Origin of the sequence: Pseudomonas sp. B19(2017), assembly GCF_002113165.1 — a bacterium.
Taxonomy (GTDB): domain Bacteria; phylum Pseudomonadota; class Gammaproteobacteria; order Pseudomonadales; family Pseudomonadaceae; genus Aquipseudomonas.
This window is the reverse complement of record NZ_NEJR01000028.1, coordinates 1-17,412: the sequence shown is the minus strand read 5'-3', so window position 1 is coordinate 17,412 and position 17,412 is coordinate 1. Positions and strand designations below refer to the sequence as shown.

Annotated in this window: 16 protein-coding genes; 14 read left to right on the top strand and 2 right to left on the bottom strand. The window is 64.1% G+C overall.

From position 1 onward, the window contains the following. Positions 1-1,014 (top strand): flagellar motor protein MotB, encoded by a 1,014-nt coding sequence (motB, locus tag CAF70_RS24950; protein WP_085627277.1) that lies wholly within the window; start codon positions 1-3, stop codon positions 1,012-1,014. Positions 1,015-1,190: 176 nt separating this feature from the next. Here the strand turns inward: motB and rsgA are convergent, their stop codons facing one another. After that, a complete protein-coding gene (rsgA, locus tag CAF70_RS24945; RefSeq protein WP_085627276.1) occupies positions 1,191-2,222 on the bottom strand; it encodes a small ribosomal subunit biogenesis GTPase RsgA in 1,032 nt (343 codons plus the stop codon). A 142-nt stretch (positions 2,223-2,364) separates the two neighbouring features. On the opposite strand from rsgA, the gene orn reads away from it, so the two are divergent. Together orn and CAF70_RS24935 are read left to right on the top strand one after the other, a co-directional pair. After that, entirely contained in the window at positions 2,365-2,907 is a 543-nt protein-coding gene (gene orn / locus CAF70_RS24940) for an oligoribonuclease (protein WP_013974443.1), read from the top strand. Positions 2,908-3,007: 100 nt separating this feature from the next. Next, entirely contained in the window at positions 3,008-3,619 is a 612-nt protein-coding gene (locus CAF70_RS24935) for a trimeric intracellular cation channel family protein (protein ID WP_063911932.1), read from the top strand. Between the two features lie 141 nt (positions 3,620-3,760). Here CAF70_RS24935 and queG read toward each other — a convergent pair whose 3' ends face one another. Next, positions 3,761-4,825: a tRNA epoxyqueuosine(34) reductase QueG gene (gene queG, locus CAF70_RS24930; RefSeq protein WP_085627275.1), complete on the bottom strand. Its 1,065-nt coding sequence runs from the start codon at positions 4,823-4,825 to the stop codon at positions 3,761-3,763. 65 nt (positions 4,826-4,890) lie between these two features. Here queG and CAF70_RS24925 point away from each other — a divergent pair, with 65 nt between their 5' ends. From CAF70_RS24925 to CAF70_RS24875, 11 genes are all read left to right on the top strand, one after another. After that, positions 4,891-5,751, top strand: a complete 861-nt coding sequence (locus tag CAF70_RS24925) for an NAD(P)H-hydrate dehydratase (RefSeq protein WP_015272010.1) — start codon at positions 4,891-4,893, stop codon at positions 5,749-5,751. Next, the gene (gene tsaE / locus CAF70_RS24920; RefSeq protein ID WP_371915963.1) at positions 5,748-6,212 is read left to right on the top strand and encodes a tRNA (adenosine(37)-N6)-threonylcarbamoyltransferase complex ATPase subunit type 1 TsaE; all 465 of its coding nucleotides are present in this window, start codon (positions 5,748-5,750) and stop codon (positions 6,210-6,212) included. Before CAF70_RS24925 ends, tsaE begins: the two co-directional genes overlap by 4 nt. A gap of 11 nt (positions 6,213-6,223) precedes the next feature. Beyond that, on the top strand, positions 6,224-7,654 hold the full coding sequence (locus CAF70_RS24915; RefSeq protein ID WP_085627273.1) for an N-acetylmuramoyl-L-alanine amidase: 1,431 nt from the start codon (positions 6,224-6,226) through the stop codon (positions 7,652-7,654). Then, the gene (mutL, locus tag CAF70_RS24910; protein WP_085627272.1) at positions 7,651-9,549 is read left to right on the top strand and encodes a DNA mismatch repair endonuclease MutL; all 1,899 of its coding nucleotides are present in this window, start codon (positions 7,651-7,653) and stop codon (positions 9,547-9,549) included. Before CAF70_RS24915 ends, mutL begins: the two co-directional genes overlap by 4 nt. Position 9,550: 1 nt before the next feature. Continuing rightward, positions 9,551-10,522 (top strand): tRNA (adenosine(37)-N6)-dimethylallyltransferase MiaA, encoded by a 972-nt coding sequence (gene miaA / locus CAF70_RS24905; RefSeq protein ID WP_085627271.1) that lies wholly within the window; start codon positions 9,551-9,553, stop codon positions 10,520-10,522. 94 nt (positions 10,523-10,616) lie between these two features. Beyond that, complete coding sequence (hfq, locus tag CAF70_RS24900; RefSeq protein ID WP_003258160.1) at positions 10,617-10,877, top strand: RNA chaperone Hfq; 261 nt, start codon at positions 10,617-10,619, stop codon at positions 10,875-10,877. A gap of 12 nt (positions 10,878-10,889) precedes the next feature. After that, on the top strand, positions 10,890-12,191 hold the full coding sequence (gene hflX, locus CAF70_RS24895; protein WP_085627270.1) for a ribosome rescue GTPase HflX: 1,302 nt from the start codon (positions 10,890-10,892) through the stop codon (positions 12,189-12,191). Between the two features lie 96 nt (positions 12,192-12,287). Then, positions 12,288-13,469: an FtsH protease activity modulator HflK gene (gene hflK / locus CAF70_RS24890; protein WP_085627269.1), complete on the top strand. Its 1,182-nt coding sequence runs from the start codon at positions 12,288-12,290 to the stop codon at positions 13,467-13,469. After that, positions 13,469-14,338, top strand: a complete 870-nt coding sequence (gene hflC / locus CAF70_RS24885; protein WP_085627268.1) for a protease modulator HflC — start codon at positions 13,469-13,471, stop codon at positions 14,336-14,338. Before hflK ends, hflC begins: the two co-directional genes overlap by 1 nt. A gap of 301 nt (positions 14,339-14,639) precedes the next feature. Further along, positions 14,640-15,827 (top strand): ATP phosphoribosyltransferase regulatory subunit, encoded by a 1,188-nt coding sequence (locus CAF70_RS24880; protein ID WP_046613321.1) that lies wholly within the window; start codon positions 14,640-14,642, stop codon positions 15,825-15,827. 56 nt (positions 15,828-15,883) lie between these two features. Next, positions 15,884-17,176: an adenylosuccinate synthase gene (locus CAF70_RS24875; protein WP_063911922.1), complete on the top strand. Its 1,293-nt coding sequence runs from the start codon at positions 15,884-15,886 to the stop codon at positions 17,174-17,176. Positions 17,177-17,412 lie beyond the last annotated feature (236 nt).

Sequence of the window (17,412 nt, the reverse complement as noted above, 5' to 3'; positions counted from 1 at the left end):
ATGGAGAACAATCAGCCCATCATCGTCAAGCGCGTAAAGCGCTTTGGCGGCGGCCACCACGGCGGCGCCTGGAAAATCGCCTTCGCCGACTTCGCCACGGCGATGATGGCGTTCTTCCTGGTGCTGTGGCTTTTGTCCACGGCCACGCCGGAGCAGAAGATCGCCATTGCCGGCTATTTCAAAGACCCGATAGGCTTTTCGGAAAGCGGCACGCCCTACGTCATCGACCTGGGCGGCTCGCCCCAGCTGGCGCCGGAAAAGACCATCAACCCCGAAGCCAAGTCCGAGCCGACGCCTGATACCAGCATCCAGCTGGACAAGGACCAGGTGGAGACAATGGCCGAGCAGGTCGAGCGCGAGCGCCTGGAGTTGCTACTGCAGGAACTGCAGAACAAGGTGGAAGAGAACCCGCAGCTGCAGAAGTTCAAGGACCAGATCCTGTTCGAGATCACCCAGGACGGCCTGCGCATCCAGATCATGGATGCCGAGAACCGGCCGATGTTCGACATTGGCAGTGCGCGCCTGCAGCCGTACTTCGAGGACATCCTGCTGGCCATGGCCGACACCATCAAGGCCGTGCCGAACAAGATCAGCATCAGTGGCCACACCGACGCCAAGCCGTATGCCGGCAGTGGCGAGTTCGGCAATTGGGAGCTGTCGGCCAACCGCGCCAACGCCGCGCGCCGTGCGCTGGTGGCCGGTGGCTACCCGGACGGCCAAGTGGCACGGGTGGTGGGTTATGCCTCGTCGTCGCTGTTCGACCGCAAGAACCCGTTCAACCCGGTCAACCGGCGCATCGATATCATCGTGCTGACCAAGAAGGCCCAGCGCAACATCGAGGGTGAGCAGGGTACGCCGGAGGCACCGCCTGCCGAGCCTGCACCTCCGGCCGCTGCGGCACCGGATGCGCCAGCGGGGACCGAGCAGGCACCCATGCAGCCGCGTGAACTGCGCCAGAAGCTGAACATCTTCGAAGAGGGGGCGTTGAAGATGTATGAGACCAAGGAACAGTAAACCCTACAGGATCGCGCTGTAGCTGAAGCAAGCGCGGAACCTGTGGGAGCGGGCTTGCCCGCGAACACGGGCGAAGCCCGTGCCAACCACCGTGCTGCCTGCTTCGCGGGCACGCCCGCTCCCACAGGATTGGCGTGGCCCTTGAGCCTTGTGCAGTACCTGCGGGAGCGGGCAGGTCAGTAAGCGTCTTCTGGCAAGCTGGCGATGATCGAGCGGTAGCTGTTCATCCGTTGCGGCTTGATGCGCCCCTCGTCCAGCGCCTTGAGCAGTGCACAGCCCGGTTCGCGATCATGCTTGCAGTCGCGGAAGCGGCAGGTGCCGAACAGGTCGCGGAACTCGATGAAGCCATCCTCCACATCACTGCGGCTGACGTGACCCAGGCCGAACTCGCGGATGCCCGGCGAGTCGATCAGGTCGCCACCATTGGGGAAGTGGTACAGCCGCGCGGTGGTGGTGGTGTGGGTACCCTGGCCAGACCATTCCGAAAGGTCGCCGACACGGGTGCCGGCGTCCGGCAGCAGGCTGTTGACCAGCGACGACTTGCCCACCCCCGACTGGCCGACGAACACGCTGATGTGGCCGTCGAGCATCTGCTGCAGGCGTTGCATGCCGTCTCCGTGGTGCGCCGAAACCTCCAGCAGCGGGTAGCCCAGCTCGCGATAGACCTCCAGCAGCGCATGCAGGCCCGGGCCGTTCTCGTCGTTGATCAGGTCGGCCTTGTTCAGCAGCAACAGGGGGCGAATGCCAGCGTGCTCTGCGGCCACCAGGTAACGGTCGATCAGGTTGGGGTGCGGTTCGGGCGCGGGGGCGAAGACGATCACGATCAGGTCGACGTTGGCTGCCACCGGCTTCAGCTGGCCGTGGTTGTTCGGCCGGCACAGCTCGGTGCTGCGCGGCATCTGCGCGACGATCACGCCAATGCCCTGGTTGCCCGCCCGCCAGACCACGCGGTCGCCGGTAACCAGCGCCGGCAGGTTGGCGCGCAAGTGGCAGCGGAATACCTGGCCCGCGGCCTCGCCGTCCTGGGCTTCCACTTCTACCTGCACACCGAAGTGCGCAATCACCAGGCCCAGCTGCTCCGGCCCCAGGTCGCCACCCTCCAGTTCCTGCAGTACGTGCTGTTCGCGTTTGGCCGCACGCGCGGCGCGCTCGTTCTGGATTTTTTCGATGCGCCAGTTCTGGCGGCGATTGAGCTGGCGTTTGGCCATGAAGGTTCCGTGCAAGGGGCGGGTTGAAAACGGCAGGCAGTTTAGCACGCCAGGCGCCGGACCATTTCGCCTACCTGCGTGCCGTGAATGGGCGCGCCTTGGCCACTACGCTACTATGACGGCCTATACGAGGAGCCCCCGCATGCAAAACCCACAGAACCTGATCTGGATCGACCTGGAAATGACTGGCCTGGATCCGGACAGCGACGTCATCATCGAGATGGCCACCATCGTCACCGACAGCGAGCTGAACACCCTGGCCGAAGGGCCGGTGATCGCCATCCATCACAGTGACGAAGTGCTGGCGCGCATGGACGAGTGGAACACCCGCACCCATGGTGCCTCTGGCCTGACCCAGCGCGTACGCGAGAGCAAGGTCGACATGGCCGAAGCCGAGGCGCAGACCATTGCGTTTCTCGAGCAATGGGTGCCGAAAGGCAAATCGCCGATCTGCGGCAACAGCATCTGCCAGGACCGCCGCTTCCTCTACCGCCACATGCGCAACCTGGAAAACTACTTCCACTACCGCAACCTGGATGTCTCGACCCTGAAGGAGCTGGCCGCACGCTGGGCGCCTGACGTGCGTGACAGCTTCAAGAAGGGCAACACCCACCTGGCACTGGACGACATCCGCGAATCGATCGCCGAACTGCGCCACTATCGCGAGCACTTCATCAAGGTGTGAGCCGAAAGGGCGCAGATATTGTATCTGCGCCCCCTTTTGGTGCCATGGGCAACTGGTTAGACTGCGCGCCTTTCTCGCACGCCCGAACGGACCCAGCACCATGTTGTTGATGCTCTACCTCATTGCCATCACCGCCGAAGCCATGACCGGTGCGTTATCTGCCGGCCGCCGTGGCATGGACTGGTTCGGCGTGGTGCTGATTGCTTGCGTCACCGCCCTGGGTGGCGGCTCGGTGCGCGATGTGCTGCTCGGACATTACCCTCTGACCTGGGTGAAGCACCCGGAGTACCTGGTGCTGACCAGCTGTGCGGCACTGCTGACCATCTTCATCGCGCCGATGATGCGCCGCTTGCGCTCGCTGTTCCTGGTGCTCGATGCCCTGGGGCTGGTGGCCTTTACCCTGATTGGCTGCATGACTGCACTGGAGATGGGGCAGGGCATGCTGGTAGCCTCGATCAGCGGGGTGATCACCGGGGTATTTGGCGGGATCTTGCGGGACATCTTTTGTAACGATATTCCCTTGGTGTTCCGCCGCGAGCTGTACGCCAGTGTGTCGTTTGCGGCGGCGTGGTTCTACTTGGGCTGTGTGTACTTCAAGGTGCCGGCAGAGCAGGCGATGTTACTGACCTTGTTTGGCGGGTTCCTGCTGCGGTTACTGGCGATTCGGTTCCATTGGGAAATGCCCAAGTTCCACTACAACGACCAGCAGTGACGCCGTCGCGGGCGCAACCTGGCCCCCTGTGGGAGCGGGCGTGCCCGCGAACACCGGCAGAGCCGGTGCCATCCACCGCGTTGCCTGATTCGCGGGCACGCCCGCTCCCACAAGGGTGGCGCAAGCTCTTGGGCCGGGGCGCTATTGAACGCCGTGCTGCACCAGCGCCCACTCCACATGCTCCCTCACCAGTTCCGAGGCATCTTCGCGCCGCGCCTTCAACGCTTCGATCACCGGGATTGTCGATGGCGCATTGCCAAGTCCCACTGCCAGGTTGCGCAACCAGCGCTCATAGCCGGCCCGGCGCAACGGTCCACCTTCGGTCTTGCGCAAGAAGGTCCTTTCATCCCACAGGAACATCTCCGCCAGCTCGGCATTCTCCAGCCCGTGCCGTGGCTGGAAGTCCTGTTCCTGGCTGTGCCTGGCAAAGCGGTTCCAGGGGCAGACGATCTGGCAGTCATCGCAACCGAACACCCGGTTGCCCATCTTCGCGCGCAACTCGACGGGAATCGGCCCGCGCAGTTCGATAGTCAGGTACGAGATGCAGCGCCGTGCATCCAGCACATAGGGCCCGACGAAGGCCTGGGTCGGGCAGATGTCCAGGCAGGCCTGGCAACGCCCGCAATGTTCGCTGGTGGTGGCGTCGTCCACCGGCAATGGCAGGTCGACGAACAGCTCGGCGAGGAAGAAATAGCTGCCCGCCTTGCGGTTGAGCAGCAGGGTGTTCTTGCCGATCCAGCCCAGCCCGGCCTGCTCGGCCAGGGCCTTTTCCAGCACTGGAGCACTGTCGACAAAGGCGCGGTAGCCGAACGGGCCGATGGCTTCCTGAATGCGATCGGCCAGGAACTGCACGCGCTTGCGCACCAGTTTGTGGTAGTCGCGGCCCAGGGCGTAGCGCGACACGTAGGCCTTTTCCGGCTGTGCCAGGCGCTGCGCCATTTGCGTGTCGCCGGGCAGGTAGTCCATGCGCAGCGATACCACGCGCACTGTGCCGGGGATCAGTTGCTCCGGGTGCGCGCGTTTGCTGCCGTGGGCGCCCAGGTAATCCATCTCGCCCTGATAGCCGGCGTCGAGCCAGCGCTGCAAGTGGTGTTCGTGTTCGCCAAGGTCGACCCCGGCGATGCCGACATGGGCAAAACCGAGTTCCTGGCCCCAAATCTTGATCGATTGGGCCAGTTGGGCGAGGTCAGGAGTTGAGGCGGACATGGATGGGCAAGGCAATACGGGCTCAGGTGGGTATAATTCTGCCAGACATTGGAGCCTTTGACCCCATGCCGCAGACCAAACACCCCAGCCACACCCCTCAATTACTCAGCAGCGTGACTGTTGCGCACCTGCCGGCACGTCATGCGCATGCCCATAAAGGCGACTTCGGCCATGTACTGGTAGTCGGTGGCGACCTCGGCACCGGTGGCGCCGTGCTGCTCAGTGCCGAAGCCGCCCTGCGCTGTGGCGCGGGGCTGGTCAGTGTGGCGACCCGGCCCGAACACGTGACCGCCAGCCTGGCGCGCCTTCCCGAGGTCATGTGCCTGGGCGCCAGTTCGGCCAACCAGCTGATGGGCGTGCTGGAGCGCGCTTCGGTGCTGGTGGTCGGCCCCGGCCTGGGCCAGGCAGCCTGGGGCCGCAGCCTGCTGTCGGCGGTGGCCAATGCCGAGCGCCCGCAGGTATGGGACGCCGATGCCCTGAACCTGCTGGCGCGTACCCCGCTGGCCCTGCCCAGTGGCAGCATCCTTACCCCGCACCCGGGGGAGGCGGCGCGGTTGCTGGGCATTTCCACCGAGGCGGTGCAGGCGGACCGCCCGGGCGCTGCACGCAAGCTGGCGCGCCGTTACAACAGCGTCTGCGTACTGAAGGGGGCCGGCACGCTGGTAGCCGACCCGGCCGGGCAGCTGCTGCTGTGCGAACGTGGTCACCCGGCCATGGCAGGTGCTGGCCTGGGTGATGTGCTGACCGGCGTGCTGGCGGCGCTGCTGGCCCAAGGCCTAGATGCCTGGCATGCCGCAGGCCTGGGGGTATGGCTGCACGCCTGTGCGGGCGAGCGTCTGGGTGTAAAGGGTAGAGGCCTGGCTGCCAGCGATCTGGCGCCGGTCATTCGTGAGTTGTTGGAGGAGCATTCTGCGTGTCTGGCATAAACCTGTTTCTGGCCGATGAAGCGGCCACGGTCAAATTCGGCGCACAACTGGCCGAGGTGACCGGCGGTCACGGCGTGATTTTTCTGGAAGGTGACCTGGGCGCGGGTAAAACCACGCTGTCGCGTGGCCTGATTCGTGGCCTGGGCCATACTGGTGCAGTGAAAAGCCCGACCTTCACGGTGGTCGAGCCTTACGAAATCGGTGAGGTGCGGGCGTTCCATTTCGACCTGTATCGCCTGGTCGATCCGGAAGAGCTGGAGTTCATGGGCATTCGTGACTATTTCGAGGGCGACCCGCTGTGCCTGTTCGAGTGGCCACAAAAGGGTGCGGGCGTTTTGCCAAAGCCCGACCTGACCATTACCATAAGCCCCCAAGCGGGCGGACGCTCGCTGATCCTTTCGCCGCAGGGGGCTCGCGGCGAGGCCTGGTGCGTGGCACTGGCCGAACACTATAAACAGTAAGTGGGGTAGGTATGCGCATACGCGCACTGGTCGCCATCGTTGGGCTGCTGCTGACAACGGTGACCGTTGACGCTCTGGCCGTCACTCAAGTCAAGAGCATGCGCCTGTGGCGCGCGCCCGACAACACGCGGCTGGTCTTCGACCTTTCTGGCCCCGTGCAGCACAGCGTCTTCACCCTGAGCGCGCCTGATCGCCTGGTTATCGACATCAATGGCGCGACCTTGGCCGCGCCGCTGAACGTGGCTACCTCCAATACGCCGATCAGCAGCGTGCGTTCGGCCCAGCGTACCCCGACCGACCTGCGCGTGGTGGTCGACCTGAAAAAGTCGGTCACCCCGAAAAGCTTTACCCTGGCGCCCAATGCCCAGTATGGCAATCGCCTGGTGGTCGACCTGTACGACCAGGAGGCTGACGCCATCGCCGCCAGCGCGCCGACTCCGGCCCCTGCCCCGGTGCCAACGCCTGCAACCACGCCGGCAGTGCCGGTGACACCGGCCCAGCCTGCCATCAAGCTGCCACCGGTGCCCAGCGGCAAGCGTGACATCGTGGTTGCCATCGATGCCGGCCACGGCGGTGAAGACCCGGGTGCGTCCGGCTCGCGTGGCCAGCATGAAAAAGACATCGTGCTGCAGATCGCCAAGGAACTGCAGCGTCAGATCAACAGCGAAAAAGGCTTCCGGGCCGAGTTGACCCGTACCGGCGACTACTTCATCCCGCTGCGCAAACGCACGGAAATCGCCCGCAAGAAGGGCGCCGACCTGTTCATCTCGATCCACGCCGATGCCGCGCCATCGCGCGCCGCCTTTGGCGCCTCGGTGTTCGCCCTGTCCGACCGCGGCGCCACCTCCGAGACAGCGCGCTGGCTGGCCGACACGGAAAACCGTTCCGACCTGATCGGTGGTGCCGGTAACGTCAGCCTCGACGACAAGGACCGCATGCTGGCCGGCGTGCTCCTCGACCTGTCGATGACCGCCACGCTCAGCTCCAGCCTCAATGTCGGGCAGAAGGTGCTGGGCAACATGGGCCGCATTACCTCGTTGCACAAGCAGCGGGTAGAACAGGCCGGCTTCATGGTGCTGAAGTCGCCTGATATCCCGTCGATCCTTGTTGAAACCGGATTCATCTCGAACAACAACGAAGCCGCCAAGCTGGCCACTGCCAGCCATCAGCAGGCCCTGGCCCGTTCGATCCACACCGGTGTGCGCCAGTACTTCCAGCAGAACCCGCCGCCTGGCACCTACATCGCCTGGCTACGCGACACCGGCAAGATCGCCGCTGGCCCGCGTGAACACACGGTGCGCCCTGGCGAAACCCTGGCGATGCTCGCCGTGCGCTACCAGGTCAGCGCGGCCAGCCTGCGCAGCACCAACAACCTCAAGTCCGATGAGCTCAAGGTTGGCCAGCGCCTCGATATCCCTGCTACCACATTGGCTTCGCAATGAGTGGTGGTTCGCGCATCCAGCTGCTCAGCCCGCGGCTGGCCAACCAGATTGCCGCCGGCGAGGTTGTCGAGCGGCCGGCCTCTGTCGCCAAGGAGCTGCTGGAGAACAGCCTGGACTCCGGCGCCCGGCGTATCGACGTGGAAGTGGAACAGGGCGGAGTCAAGCTGCTGCGAGTGCGTGACGATGGCAGCGGCATTTCCGCCGACGACCTGCCGCTGGCGCTGGCCCGTCACGCCACCAGCAAGATCCGCGAGCTGGAAGACCTCGAAGGGGTATTGAGCCTGGGCTTCCGTGGTGAGGCCCTGGCCTCGATCAGCTCGGTGGCGCGGCTGACCCTGACCTCGCGTACCGCTAGCGCAACCGAGGCCTGGCAGGTGGAAACCGAAGGCCGCGACATGACCCCACGGGTACAGCCGGCGGCGCACCCGGTGGGTACTTCGGTGGAAGTGCGCGACCTGTTCTTCAACACCCCGGCCCGACGCAAGTTCCTCAAGGCCGAGAAAACCGAATTCGATCACCTGCAGGAAGTGATCCGGCGTCTGGCGCTGGCGCGCTTCGATGTCGGCTTCCACCTGCGCCACAACGGCAAGAGCATCCTCAGCCTGCACGAGGCCCACGATGAAACTGCCCGTGCGCGGCGAGTGGGCGCCATCTGTGGCCCGGGCTTCATGGAGCAGGCGCTGCCGATCGACGTTGAGCGCAACGGCCTGCGCCTGTGGGGCTGGGTCGGCCTGCCCACCTTCTCTCGCAGCCAGGCAGACCTGCAGTATTTCTTCGTCAACGGCCGTGCGGTGCGCGACAAGCTGGTCGCCCACGCCGTGCGCCAGGCCTACCGCGACGTGTTGTTCAATGGCCGGCACCCGACCTTCGTGCTGTTCCTGGAACTGGAGCCCAACGGCGTCGACGTCAACGTGCACCCGACCAAGCACGAAGTGCGTTTCCGCGAGGGGCGCTCGGTGCACGACTTCCTCTATGGCACCCTGCATCGCGCCCTGGCCGATGTGCGCCCGGAAGACCAGTTGGCGGCGCCAGCTGCCGTGCCCGAAGTGGTTCGCGCCACGGGCCAGCAGGCTGGTGAGTTCGGCCCCCAGGGCGAAATGCGCCTGGCCTCGCCGGTGCTCGAGCAGCCGCGTGCCCCGCAGCAGTCGTTTTCCGGTGGGGGCAGTGGTGCGGGTTACCAGTATCAGTACACCCCGCGCCCCTCTCAGCCGCTGCCGGCCGCCGAGGCACAGGCGGTGTATCGCGAGTTTTACAAGCCGCTGGAAGAAGGCGCGGCGCCGACCACGGCGCTGCCTGAAAGCCAGGGTGACATTCCCCCGCTGGGCTACGCGCTGGCGCAGCTCAAGGGCATCTACATCCTGGCTGAAAACGCCGTCGGCCTGGTGCTGGTAGACATGCATGCCGCACACGAGCGCATCATGTACGAGCGCCTGAAAGTGGCCATGGCCAGCGAAGGCCTCAGCGGGCAGCCGCTGCTGGTGCCGGAGACCCTGGCCTTGAGCCAGCGTGAGGCAGACTGCGCCGAGGAGCACGCGCAGTGGTTCCAGCGGCTGGGTTTCGAACTGCAGCGCCTGGGCCCCGAGACCTTGGCCATCCGCCAGATCCCGGCTTTGCTCAAGCAGGCCGAGGCCAACCGGCTGGTGCAGGATGTACTCGCCGACCTGATGGAATACGGCACCAGCGACCGTATCCAGGCGCATCTCAACGAGCTGCTCGGCACCATGGCCTGCCACGGCGCGGTGCGCGCCAACCGGCGCCTGGCGATCCCCGAGATGAACGCCCTGCTGCGTGACATGGAGAACACCGAGCGCAGCGGCCAGTGCAACCATGGTCGCCCTACCTGGACCCAGATGGGCCTGGACGACCTGGACAAACTCTTCCTGCGCGGTCGATGAAATGAGCGGCAAGCCCCCTGCAATATTCCTGATGGGCCCTACAGCGGCCGGCAAGACCGATCTGGCCATCGAACTGACCAAAGTACTGCCGTGCGAGCTGATCAGCGTCGATTCGGCGCTGGTCTACCGCGGTATGGACATCGGTTCGGCCAAGCCGTCGAAAGAAATCCTCGCCGCCCACCCGCACCGGTTGATCGACATTCGCGACCCGGCCGAAAGCTATTCGGCTGCGCAGTTCCGTGCCGATGCCCTGGAGGCCATGGCCGAGATCACCGCACGCGGCAAGATCCCGCTACTGGTGGGCGGCACCATGCTCTATTACAAGGCATTGACCGATGGCCTGGCAGACATGCCGGCGGCCGATGCCGCAGTGCGTGCCGAGCTTGAGGCCCAGGCCGAAGCCCTGGGCCTGGCCGAGTTGCATCGCCAGTTGGCCGAGGTCGACCCCGAGTCGGCGGCGCGTATCCACCCCAACGACCCACAGCGGCTGATCCGGGCGCTGGAGGTGTATCGGGTGAGTGGCGAGAGCATGACCGCACATCGTCAACGTCAATTCGCGGAAAGTCGCGGCGCAGACGCAGGCGCCGGCGGGCATTTGCCCTATACTGTCGCGAGTTTGGCGATTGCTCCTACAGATCGTCACATTTTGCATGATCGAATTGCGTTACGATTTTCACAGATGCTGGAACAGGGCTTCGTCGACGAGGTCCGATCGCTGCGAGCCAGAAGTGACTTGCACGCCGGGCTGCCGTCTATACGGGCAGTGGGGTATCGGCAGGTCTGGGACTACCTCGACGGCAAGCTGACTGAGAATGAGATGCGTGAGCGCGGTATCATTGCCACCAGGCAGCTGGCCAAGCGGCAGTTCACCTGGTTGCGTGGCTGGCCTGAAGTGCACTGGCTTGACAGCCTGGCCTGCGACAATCTGTCCCGCACCTTGAAATACCTTGGGGCCATCTCCATATTGAGCTGAGTCCCTGCTGATTGCCGTCTATTCTTGCGAAGGGGCGGCCTAATTTATCGATTTTCTTGATTTTCTATTATTTATCCTTACAGGAGTGCGGCATATGTCAAAAGGGCATTCGCTACAAGACCCTTACTTGAACACCTTGAGAAAAGAAAAGGTTCCGGTATCCATCTATCTGGTCAACGGCATCAAACTGCAGGGTTCGATCGAGTCCTTCGACCAGTTCGTGGTACTGCTGAAAAACACCGTCAGCCAGATGGTCTACAAACACGCCATCTCGACCGTGGTACCTGCCCGTCCGGTTCGCCTGCCAAGCCCGTCCGATTCCGAGCACGGCGACAGCGAGCCAGGCAACGCCTGATAGGAGCCTGCATTGTTCTTTGAGCGCCACGGTGGTGGTGAGCGGGCGTTGCTCGTTCACTTGGAAGGTCAGAACCCTGAGGCGCGCGAAGACCCGCAGGAGTTTCAGGAGCTGGCATTGTCGGCCGGTGCCGACATCGTCTCGCTGGTCACGGTGGCAAGGCATCAGCCTTCCGCCAAATACCTGATTGGCAGTGGCAAGGTCGAAGAGTTGCACGACCTGGTCCATGCCGAACAGGTAGACCTGGTGATTTTCAATCACACCCTCACGCCCAGTCAGGAGCGCAACCTCGAACGAGTGTTCGAGTGTCGTGTGCTCGACCGTACCGGGCTGATTCTCGATATCTTCGCCCAAAGGGCGCGTACCCATGAAGGCAAGCTGCAGGTCGAACTGGCCCAGCTCGAGCACATGAGCACGCGGCTGGTGCGCGGCTGGACCCACCTTGAGCGTCAAAAGGGTGGTATCGGCCTGCGTGGCCCGGGTGAAACCCAGCTGGAAACCGACCGCCGCCTGTTGCGGGTGCGTATTCGCCAGATCAAGTCACGCCTGGAGAAGGTGCGCAGCCAGCGCGAGCAGGCGCGCCGCGGGCGCAAGCGCGCGGATATCCCGTCGGTGTCGCTGGTGGGTTATACCAACGCCGGCAAGTCCACGCTGTTCAACGCCCTGACCGAATCCGAGGTGTATGCCGCGGACCAGCTGTTCGCCACCCTCGACCCGACCCTGCGCCGGCTCGAGCTGAACGACCTGGGGCCGATCGTGCTGGCCGACACCGTGGGCTTCATTCGCCACCTGCCGCACAAGCTGGTCGAGGCATTTCGGGCTACGCTCGAAGAGTCGAGCAACTCCGACTTGCTGCTGCATGTGATCGACGCCCATGAGCCGGAGCGCATGGAGCAGATCGAGCAGGTGCTGGCGGTGTTGGGCGAGATTGGTGCCGAAGGGTTGCCGATCCTCGAGGTGTATAACAAACTCGACCTGCTCGAAGATGTCGAGCCGCAGATCCAGCGCAATGCCGATGGCAAGCCGGAACGGGTCTGGGTATCGGCACGCGATGGGCGTGGCCTGGAGCTGGTCGGCCAGGCGATTGCCGAGTTGCTGGGGAATGATCTGTTTGTCGGTACCCTGTGTCTGGAGCAGCGTTTTGCCCGCTTGCGCGCGCAATTCTTTGCCCTGGGTGCCGTGCAGAGTGAAGCGCATGATGAAGAAGGGCGCAGCCTGCTGAGCGTGCGACTGCCCATGGTCGAACTGAATCGCCTGGTCAGTCGCGAAGGCATGGAGCCGCAAGTGTTTGTCGAGCAACACACTTTGCAATAAATGCTCGTCGAGGTCGCCGGGCAGCAGTGACAGGCATTCTGTAGCATTGGACGGCGCGCCGTGGGCGCGTCTTTGCTTTATCAGATGGAGAGCGCTATGGCTTGGAACGAGCCGGGTGGCAACTCGAACAATCAGGATCCCTGGGGCGGTCGCCGGAATGGCGGCGGCGGCGGTGGTGACAAGAAAGGTCCACCGGACCTGGACGAGGCCTTCCGCAAATTGCAGGACAGCCTGAACGGCATGTTCGGCAGTGGCAAGAAACGTGGCGGCGGTGACCGCAATGTCGGCAAGGGCGGTGGCCTGGGCCTGCTGGGCATCGGCCTGGCGGTACTGGCCGCGATCTGGCTGTACAGCGCCGTGTACGTGGTCGATGAGCAGGAGCAGGCCGTGGTGCTGCGCTTCGGCAAGTACTACGAGACGGTCGGTCCCGGCCTGAACATCTACTTCCCGCCGATCGACCGCAAGTACATGGAGAACGTCACGCGCGAGCGTGCCTATACCAAACAGGGCCAGATGCTGACCGAAGACGAGAACATCGTCGAGGTACCGCTGACCGTCCAGTACAAGATCAGCAACCTGCAGGACTTCGTGCTCAACGTCGACCAGCCTGAGGTCAGCCTGCAGCACGCGACCGACAGCGCCCTGCGCCACGTGGTGGGTTCCACCTCGATGGACCAGGTGCTGACCGAAGGCCGTGAGCAGATGGCCGTGGATATCCGCGAGCGCCTGCAGCGCTTCCTCGACACCTACCGCACCGGTATCACTGTCACCCAGGTCAACGTACAGAGCGCGGCAGCCCCGCGTGAAGTGCAGGAAGCCTTCGACGACGTGATCCGCGCCCGCGAAGACGAGCAGCGTGCCCGCAACCAGGCCGAGTCCTACGCCAATGGCGTGGTGCCGGAAGCCCGTGGTCAGGCGCAGCGCATCATCGAGGACGCCAACGGTTACCGCGACGAAGTCATCGCCCGCGCCAAGGGTGAGGCCGACCGCTTCACCAAGCTGGTCGCCGAGTACCGCAAGGCCCCTGACGTGACCCGTCAGCGCCTGTACCTGGAGACCATGCAAGAGGTCTACAGCAATTCGAGCAAGGTCATGGTGGCAACCAAGGACGGGCAGAACAACCTGCTCTACCTGCCGCTGGACAAGATGGTCGAAGGCAGCCGCAACCCGTCCGCGCCGACCGCCAGCGTGTCGCCATCGGTCAACGATGCGGCCGCCCGTGCCGCGCAGGACCTGCAACAGCAACAGCAGCCGCTGCGCACTAGGGAGAGCCGCTGATGAGCAACCGATCGCTGATCGCCCTGATCGCCGCCGTGGTCCTGGCCATCGTGGCCTGGAACAGCTTCTACATCGTGTCCCAGACCGAGCGCGCGGTATTGCTGCGCTTCGGTAAGGTGGTCCAGGCGGATGTCCAGCCTGGCATGCATGTGAAGATTCCGTACGTGAACCAGGTGCGCAAGTTCGACGCCCGCCTGATGACTCTCGACGCTCCGACCCAGCGGTTCCTGACCCTGGAGAAGAAAGCGGTGATGGTCGACGCCTACGCCAAGTGGCGCGTCAAGGATGCCGAACGCTTCTACACCGCTACCTCCGGCATGAAGCAGATCGCCGACGAGCGTCTGTCGCGTCGCCTGGAAAGCGGCCTGCGTGACCAGTTCGGTAAACGTACCCTGCACGAGGTGGTTTCCGGTGAACGTGACGCGCTGATGGCCGACATCACTGCATCGCTGAACCGCATGGCCGCCAAGGAACTGGGTATCGAGGTGGTCGACGTGCGCGTCAAGGCCATCGACCTGCCGAAGGAAGTCAACCGCAGCGTGTTCGACCGCATGAGCACCGAGCGTGAGCGTGAAGCCCGCGAGCACCGCGCCAAGGGTAACGAGCTGGCTGAAGGTATCCGTGCCGATGCCGACCGTCAGCGGCGTGTGCTGCTGGCCGAAGCCTACCGTGAAGCAGAAGAAACCCGCGGTGACGGCGACGCCCAGGCGGCCGCCATCTACGCCAAGGCCTACAGCCAGGACGCTGATTTCTATGCGTTCCATCGTAGCCTGCAGGCGTACCGCGAGAGCTTCTCGAGCAAGAGCGACGTGCTGGTCCTGGACCCGAAGAACGAATTCTTCCGCTTCCTGGACAAGAGCAAGCCGTGATGCTCAGGCCCTGATTTTCATGCGGCGGTGCCCCGCCTGGCAGCTAAAACGCCAGGCGGGGTGCATCCTGAATGAAAAGGGGTGTATGATGAGGCAGCCGGGAAATTTCCCGGCTTTTTTGCGTCTGCAAGGTTGATTGGCAAACCGCCAGTTGACGGTTTGGTCAGGTCGCAAGGCAATTCGAGGGTGTCGGGTACGGTGGCTGCGCTGGGATCAGTGCTGCCCGCTGCTGTGCGCGATACCGGCTTTACTGACGGCTCGCCTGCTGGCAAGCCGCCCGGACCAGAGGGGAAATGGCGTAATGGCAACGGTAGACCGCTGGCTGCTGCCAGATGGCATCGAGGAAGTACTGCCACCTGAGGCCGCGCGCATCGAGATCGCGCGCCGCCAGGTGTTGGACCTGTTCCAGAGTTGGGGCTACGAACTGGTCGTCACCCCGCATATCGAGTACCTGGAGTCGCTGCTCACCGGCGCCGGCCAGGACCTGGATCAGCGCACCTTCAAGGTAGTGGACCCGCAGTCCGGCCGCCTGATGGGCTTCCGTGCCGACTTCACCCCGCAGGTGGCGCGCATCGACGCCCACACCCTGCGCCGTGAAGGCCCGAGCCGCCTGTGCTATGCCGGCAGCGTGCTGCACGCCCAGCCGCGTGCCTTGTCCACCTCGCGCAGCCCGATCCAGCTGGGTGCCGAACTTTACGGCGACGCCAGCCCCACCAGCGATGTCGAAGTCATCAGCCTGATGCTCGCCACGCTGCAACTGACCGATGTGCCGGATGTGCACATGGACCTCGGCCATGTCGGTATCTACCGCGGCCTGGCCCGTGCTGCCGGCCTGTCCGGTGCGGTCGAGCAGCAGTTGTTCGACGCCCTGCAGCGCAAGGCCGTGGATGAAGTGCAGGTGCTGACCGCCGACCTGCCAAAGGACCTGGGCAACATGCTGCGTGCGCTGGTCGAACTGTGCGGTGGCCGCGAGGTGCTGGCCGAAGCCCGCGTGCGCCTGGGCCGTGCCCCGGCCAGCGTGCTGGCGGCGCTGGACGACCTGCTGGCGATCGCCGATCGCCTGGCATCGCGCTTCCCGGACCTGCCGCTGTACTTCGACCTCGGCGAGCTGCGCGGTTACCACTATCACACCGGCGTGGTGTTCGCCGTGTTCGTGCCGGGCGAAGGTCAGTCGATCGCCCAGGGCGGGCGCTATGACGACATCGGCGCCGACTTTGGCCGGGCCCGCCCGGCTACCGGTTTCTCCACGGATTTGAAGACCCTGGTCACACTGGGGCGAGCGGAGGTCGTATTGCCAGCTGGCGGCATCTGGATGCCGGACAGTGGCGACGCGGCCCTCTGGCAGCAAGTCTGCCAGTTGCGCAACGAGGGCCAGCGTGTGGTCCAGGCCCTGCCTGGCCAGCCGTTGAGTGCTGCTCTCGAGGCGGATTGTGATCGGCAATTGATTCAGCAAGACGGGCGCTGGCAGGTTCTGCCGCTGGCCCAGTGAGTTTCTGCGCCGGCAACAGGCCGGCAACCAAGTTTGCGTGAATGAGGACCAATGTAATGGGTAAGAATGTCGTCGTCCTGGGCACCCAGTGGGGTGATGAGGGCAAAGGCAAGATCGTCGATCTGCTGACCGAACATGCTGCCGCCGTAGTGCGCTACCAGGGTGGCCACAACGCGGGCCACACCCTGGTGATCAACGGTGAAAAGACCGTTCTGCACCTGATTCCGTCCGGTATCCTGCGTGAAGGCGTACAGTGCCTGATCGGCAACGGCGTGGTCGTTGCACCGGATGCCCTGATGCGTGAAATCACCAAGCTGGAAGAAAAGGGCGTACCGGTGCGCGAGCGCCTGCGCATCAGCCCGGCCGCGCCGCTGATCCTGTCGTACCACGTTGCCCTGGACCAGGCCCGCGAAAAAGCCCGTGGCGAAGCCAAGATCGGCACCACCGGCCGTGGTATCGGCCCAGCCTACGAAGACAAGGTCGCACGCCGCGGCCTGCGCGTGGGCGACCTGTTCCATCGCGAGCGTTTCGCCGCCAAGCTGGGTGAGCTGCTGGACTACCACAACTTCCAGCTGGTGAACTACTACAAAGAGCCGGCCATCGACTTCCAGCAGACCCTGGACGAATGCATGGCCTACGCCGAACAGCTCAAGCCGATGATGCTCGACGTCACCGCCGAGCTGCACAACCTGCGTCGCGCCGGCAAGGACATCATGTTCGAAGGTGCCCAGGGCTCGCTGCTGGACATCGACCACGGTACCTACCCGTACGTCACCAGCTCCAACACCACCGCTGGCGGTATCTCCACCGGCTCCGGCGTTGGCCCGATGTACCTGGACTACATCCTCGGTATCACCAAGGCCTACACCACTCGCGTAGGTTCCGGTCCGTTCCCGACCGAACTGTTCGACGAGACTGGCGCGACCCTGGCCAAGCGTGGCCATGAGTTCGGTTCCACCACCGGCCGTGCCCGCCGTTGCGGCTGGTTCGATGCCGTCATCCTGCGCCGCGCCATCGACGTCAACAGCATCTCCGGCATCTGCCTGACCAAGCTGGACGTACTGGACGGTCTGGAAACCATCAACATCTGCGTTGGCTACAAGAACGAGAATGGTGCCGTCATCGACGCGCCTTCCGACGCCGACAGCTACATCGGCCTGGAGCCGGTGTACGAAGAGATGCCAGGCTGGAGCGAGTCGACCCTGGGCGTGAAAACCCTGGAAGAACTGCCAGCCAACGCTCGTGCCTACATCAAGCGCATCGAAGCGCTGATCGGCGCGCCGATCGACATCATCTCTACCGGCCCGGACCGCAACGAAACCATCGTGCTGCGCCATCCGTTCGCCTGATCTGCCTTCCTGGCTGATCTGACGCCGTGGCCCTGAAAGGGGCTGCGGCGTTTTCATTTGTGCTCTCCTGCACCGGCCTCTTCGCGGGCTTGCCCGCTCCCACAGAGTCTCCACACATTTCAGAATGGGCGCGGTCCCTGTGGGAGATCACCCAGCCCTTCCGGGCTGCGCTGTCGCGCAGCAAACATGAGATGTACGGCTTCAGTTCTGCAGCAGCGCTGACATTTTGAAAAAGA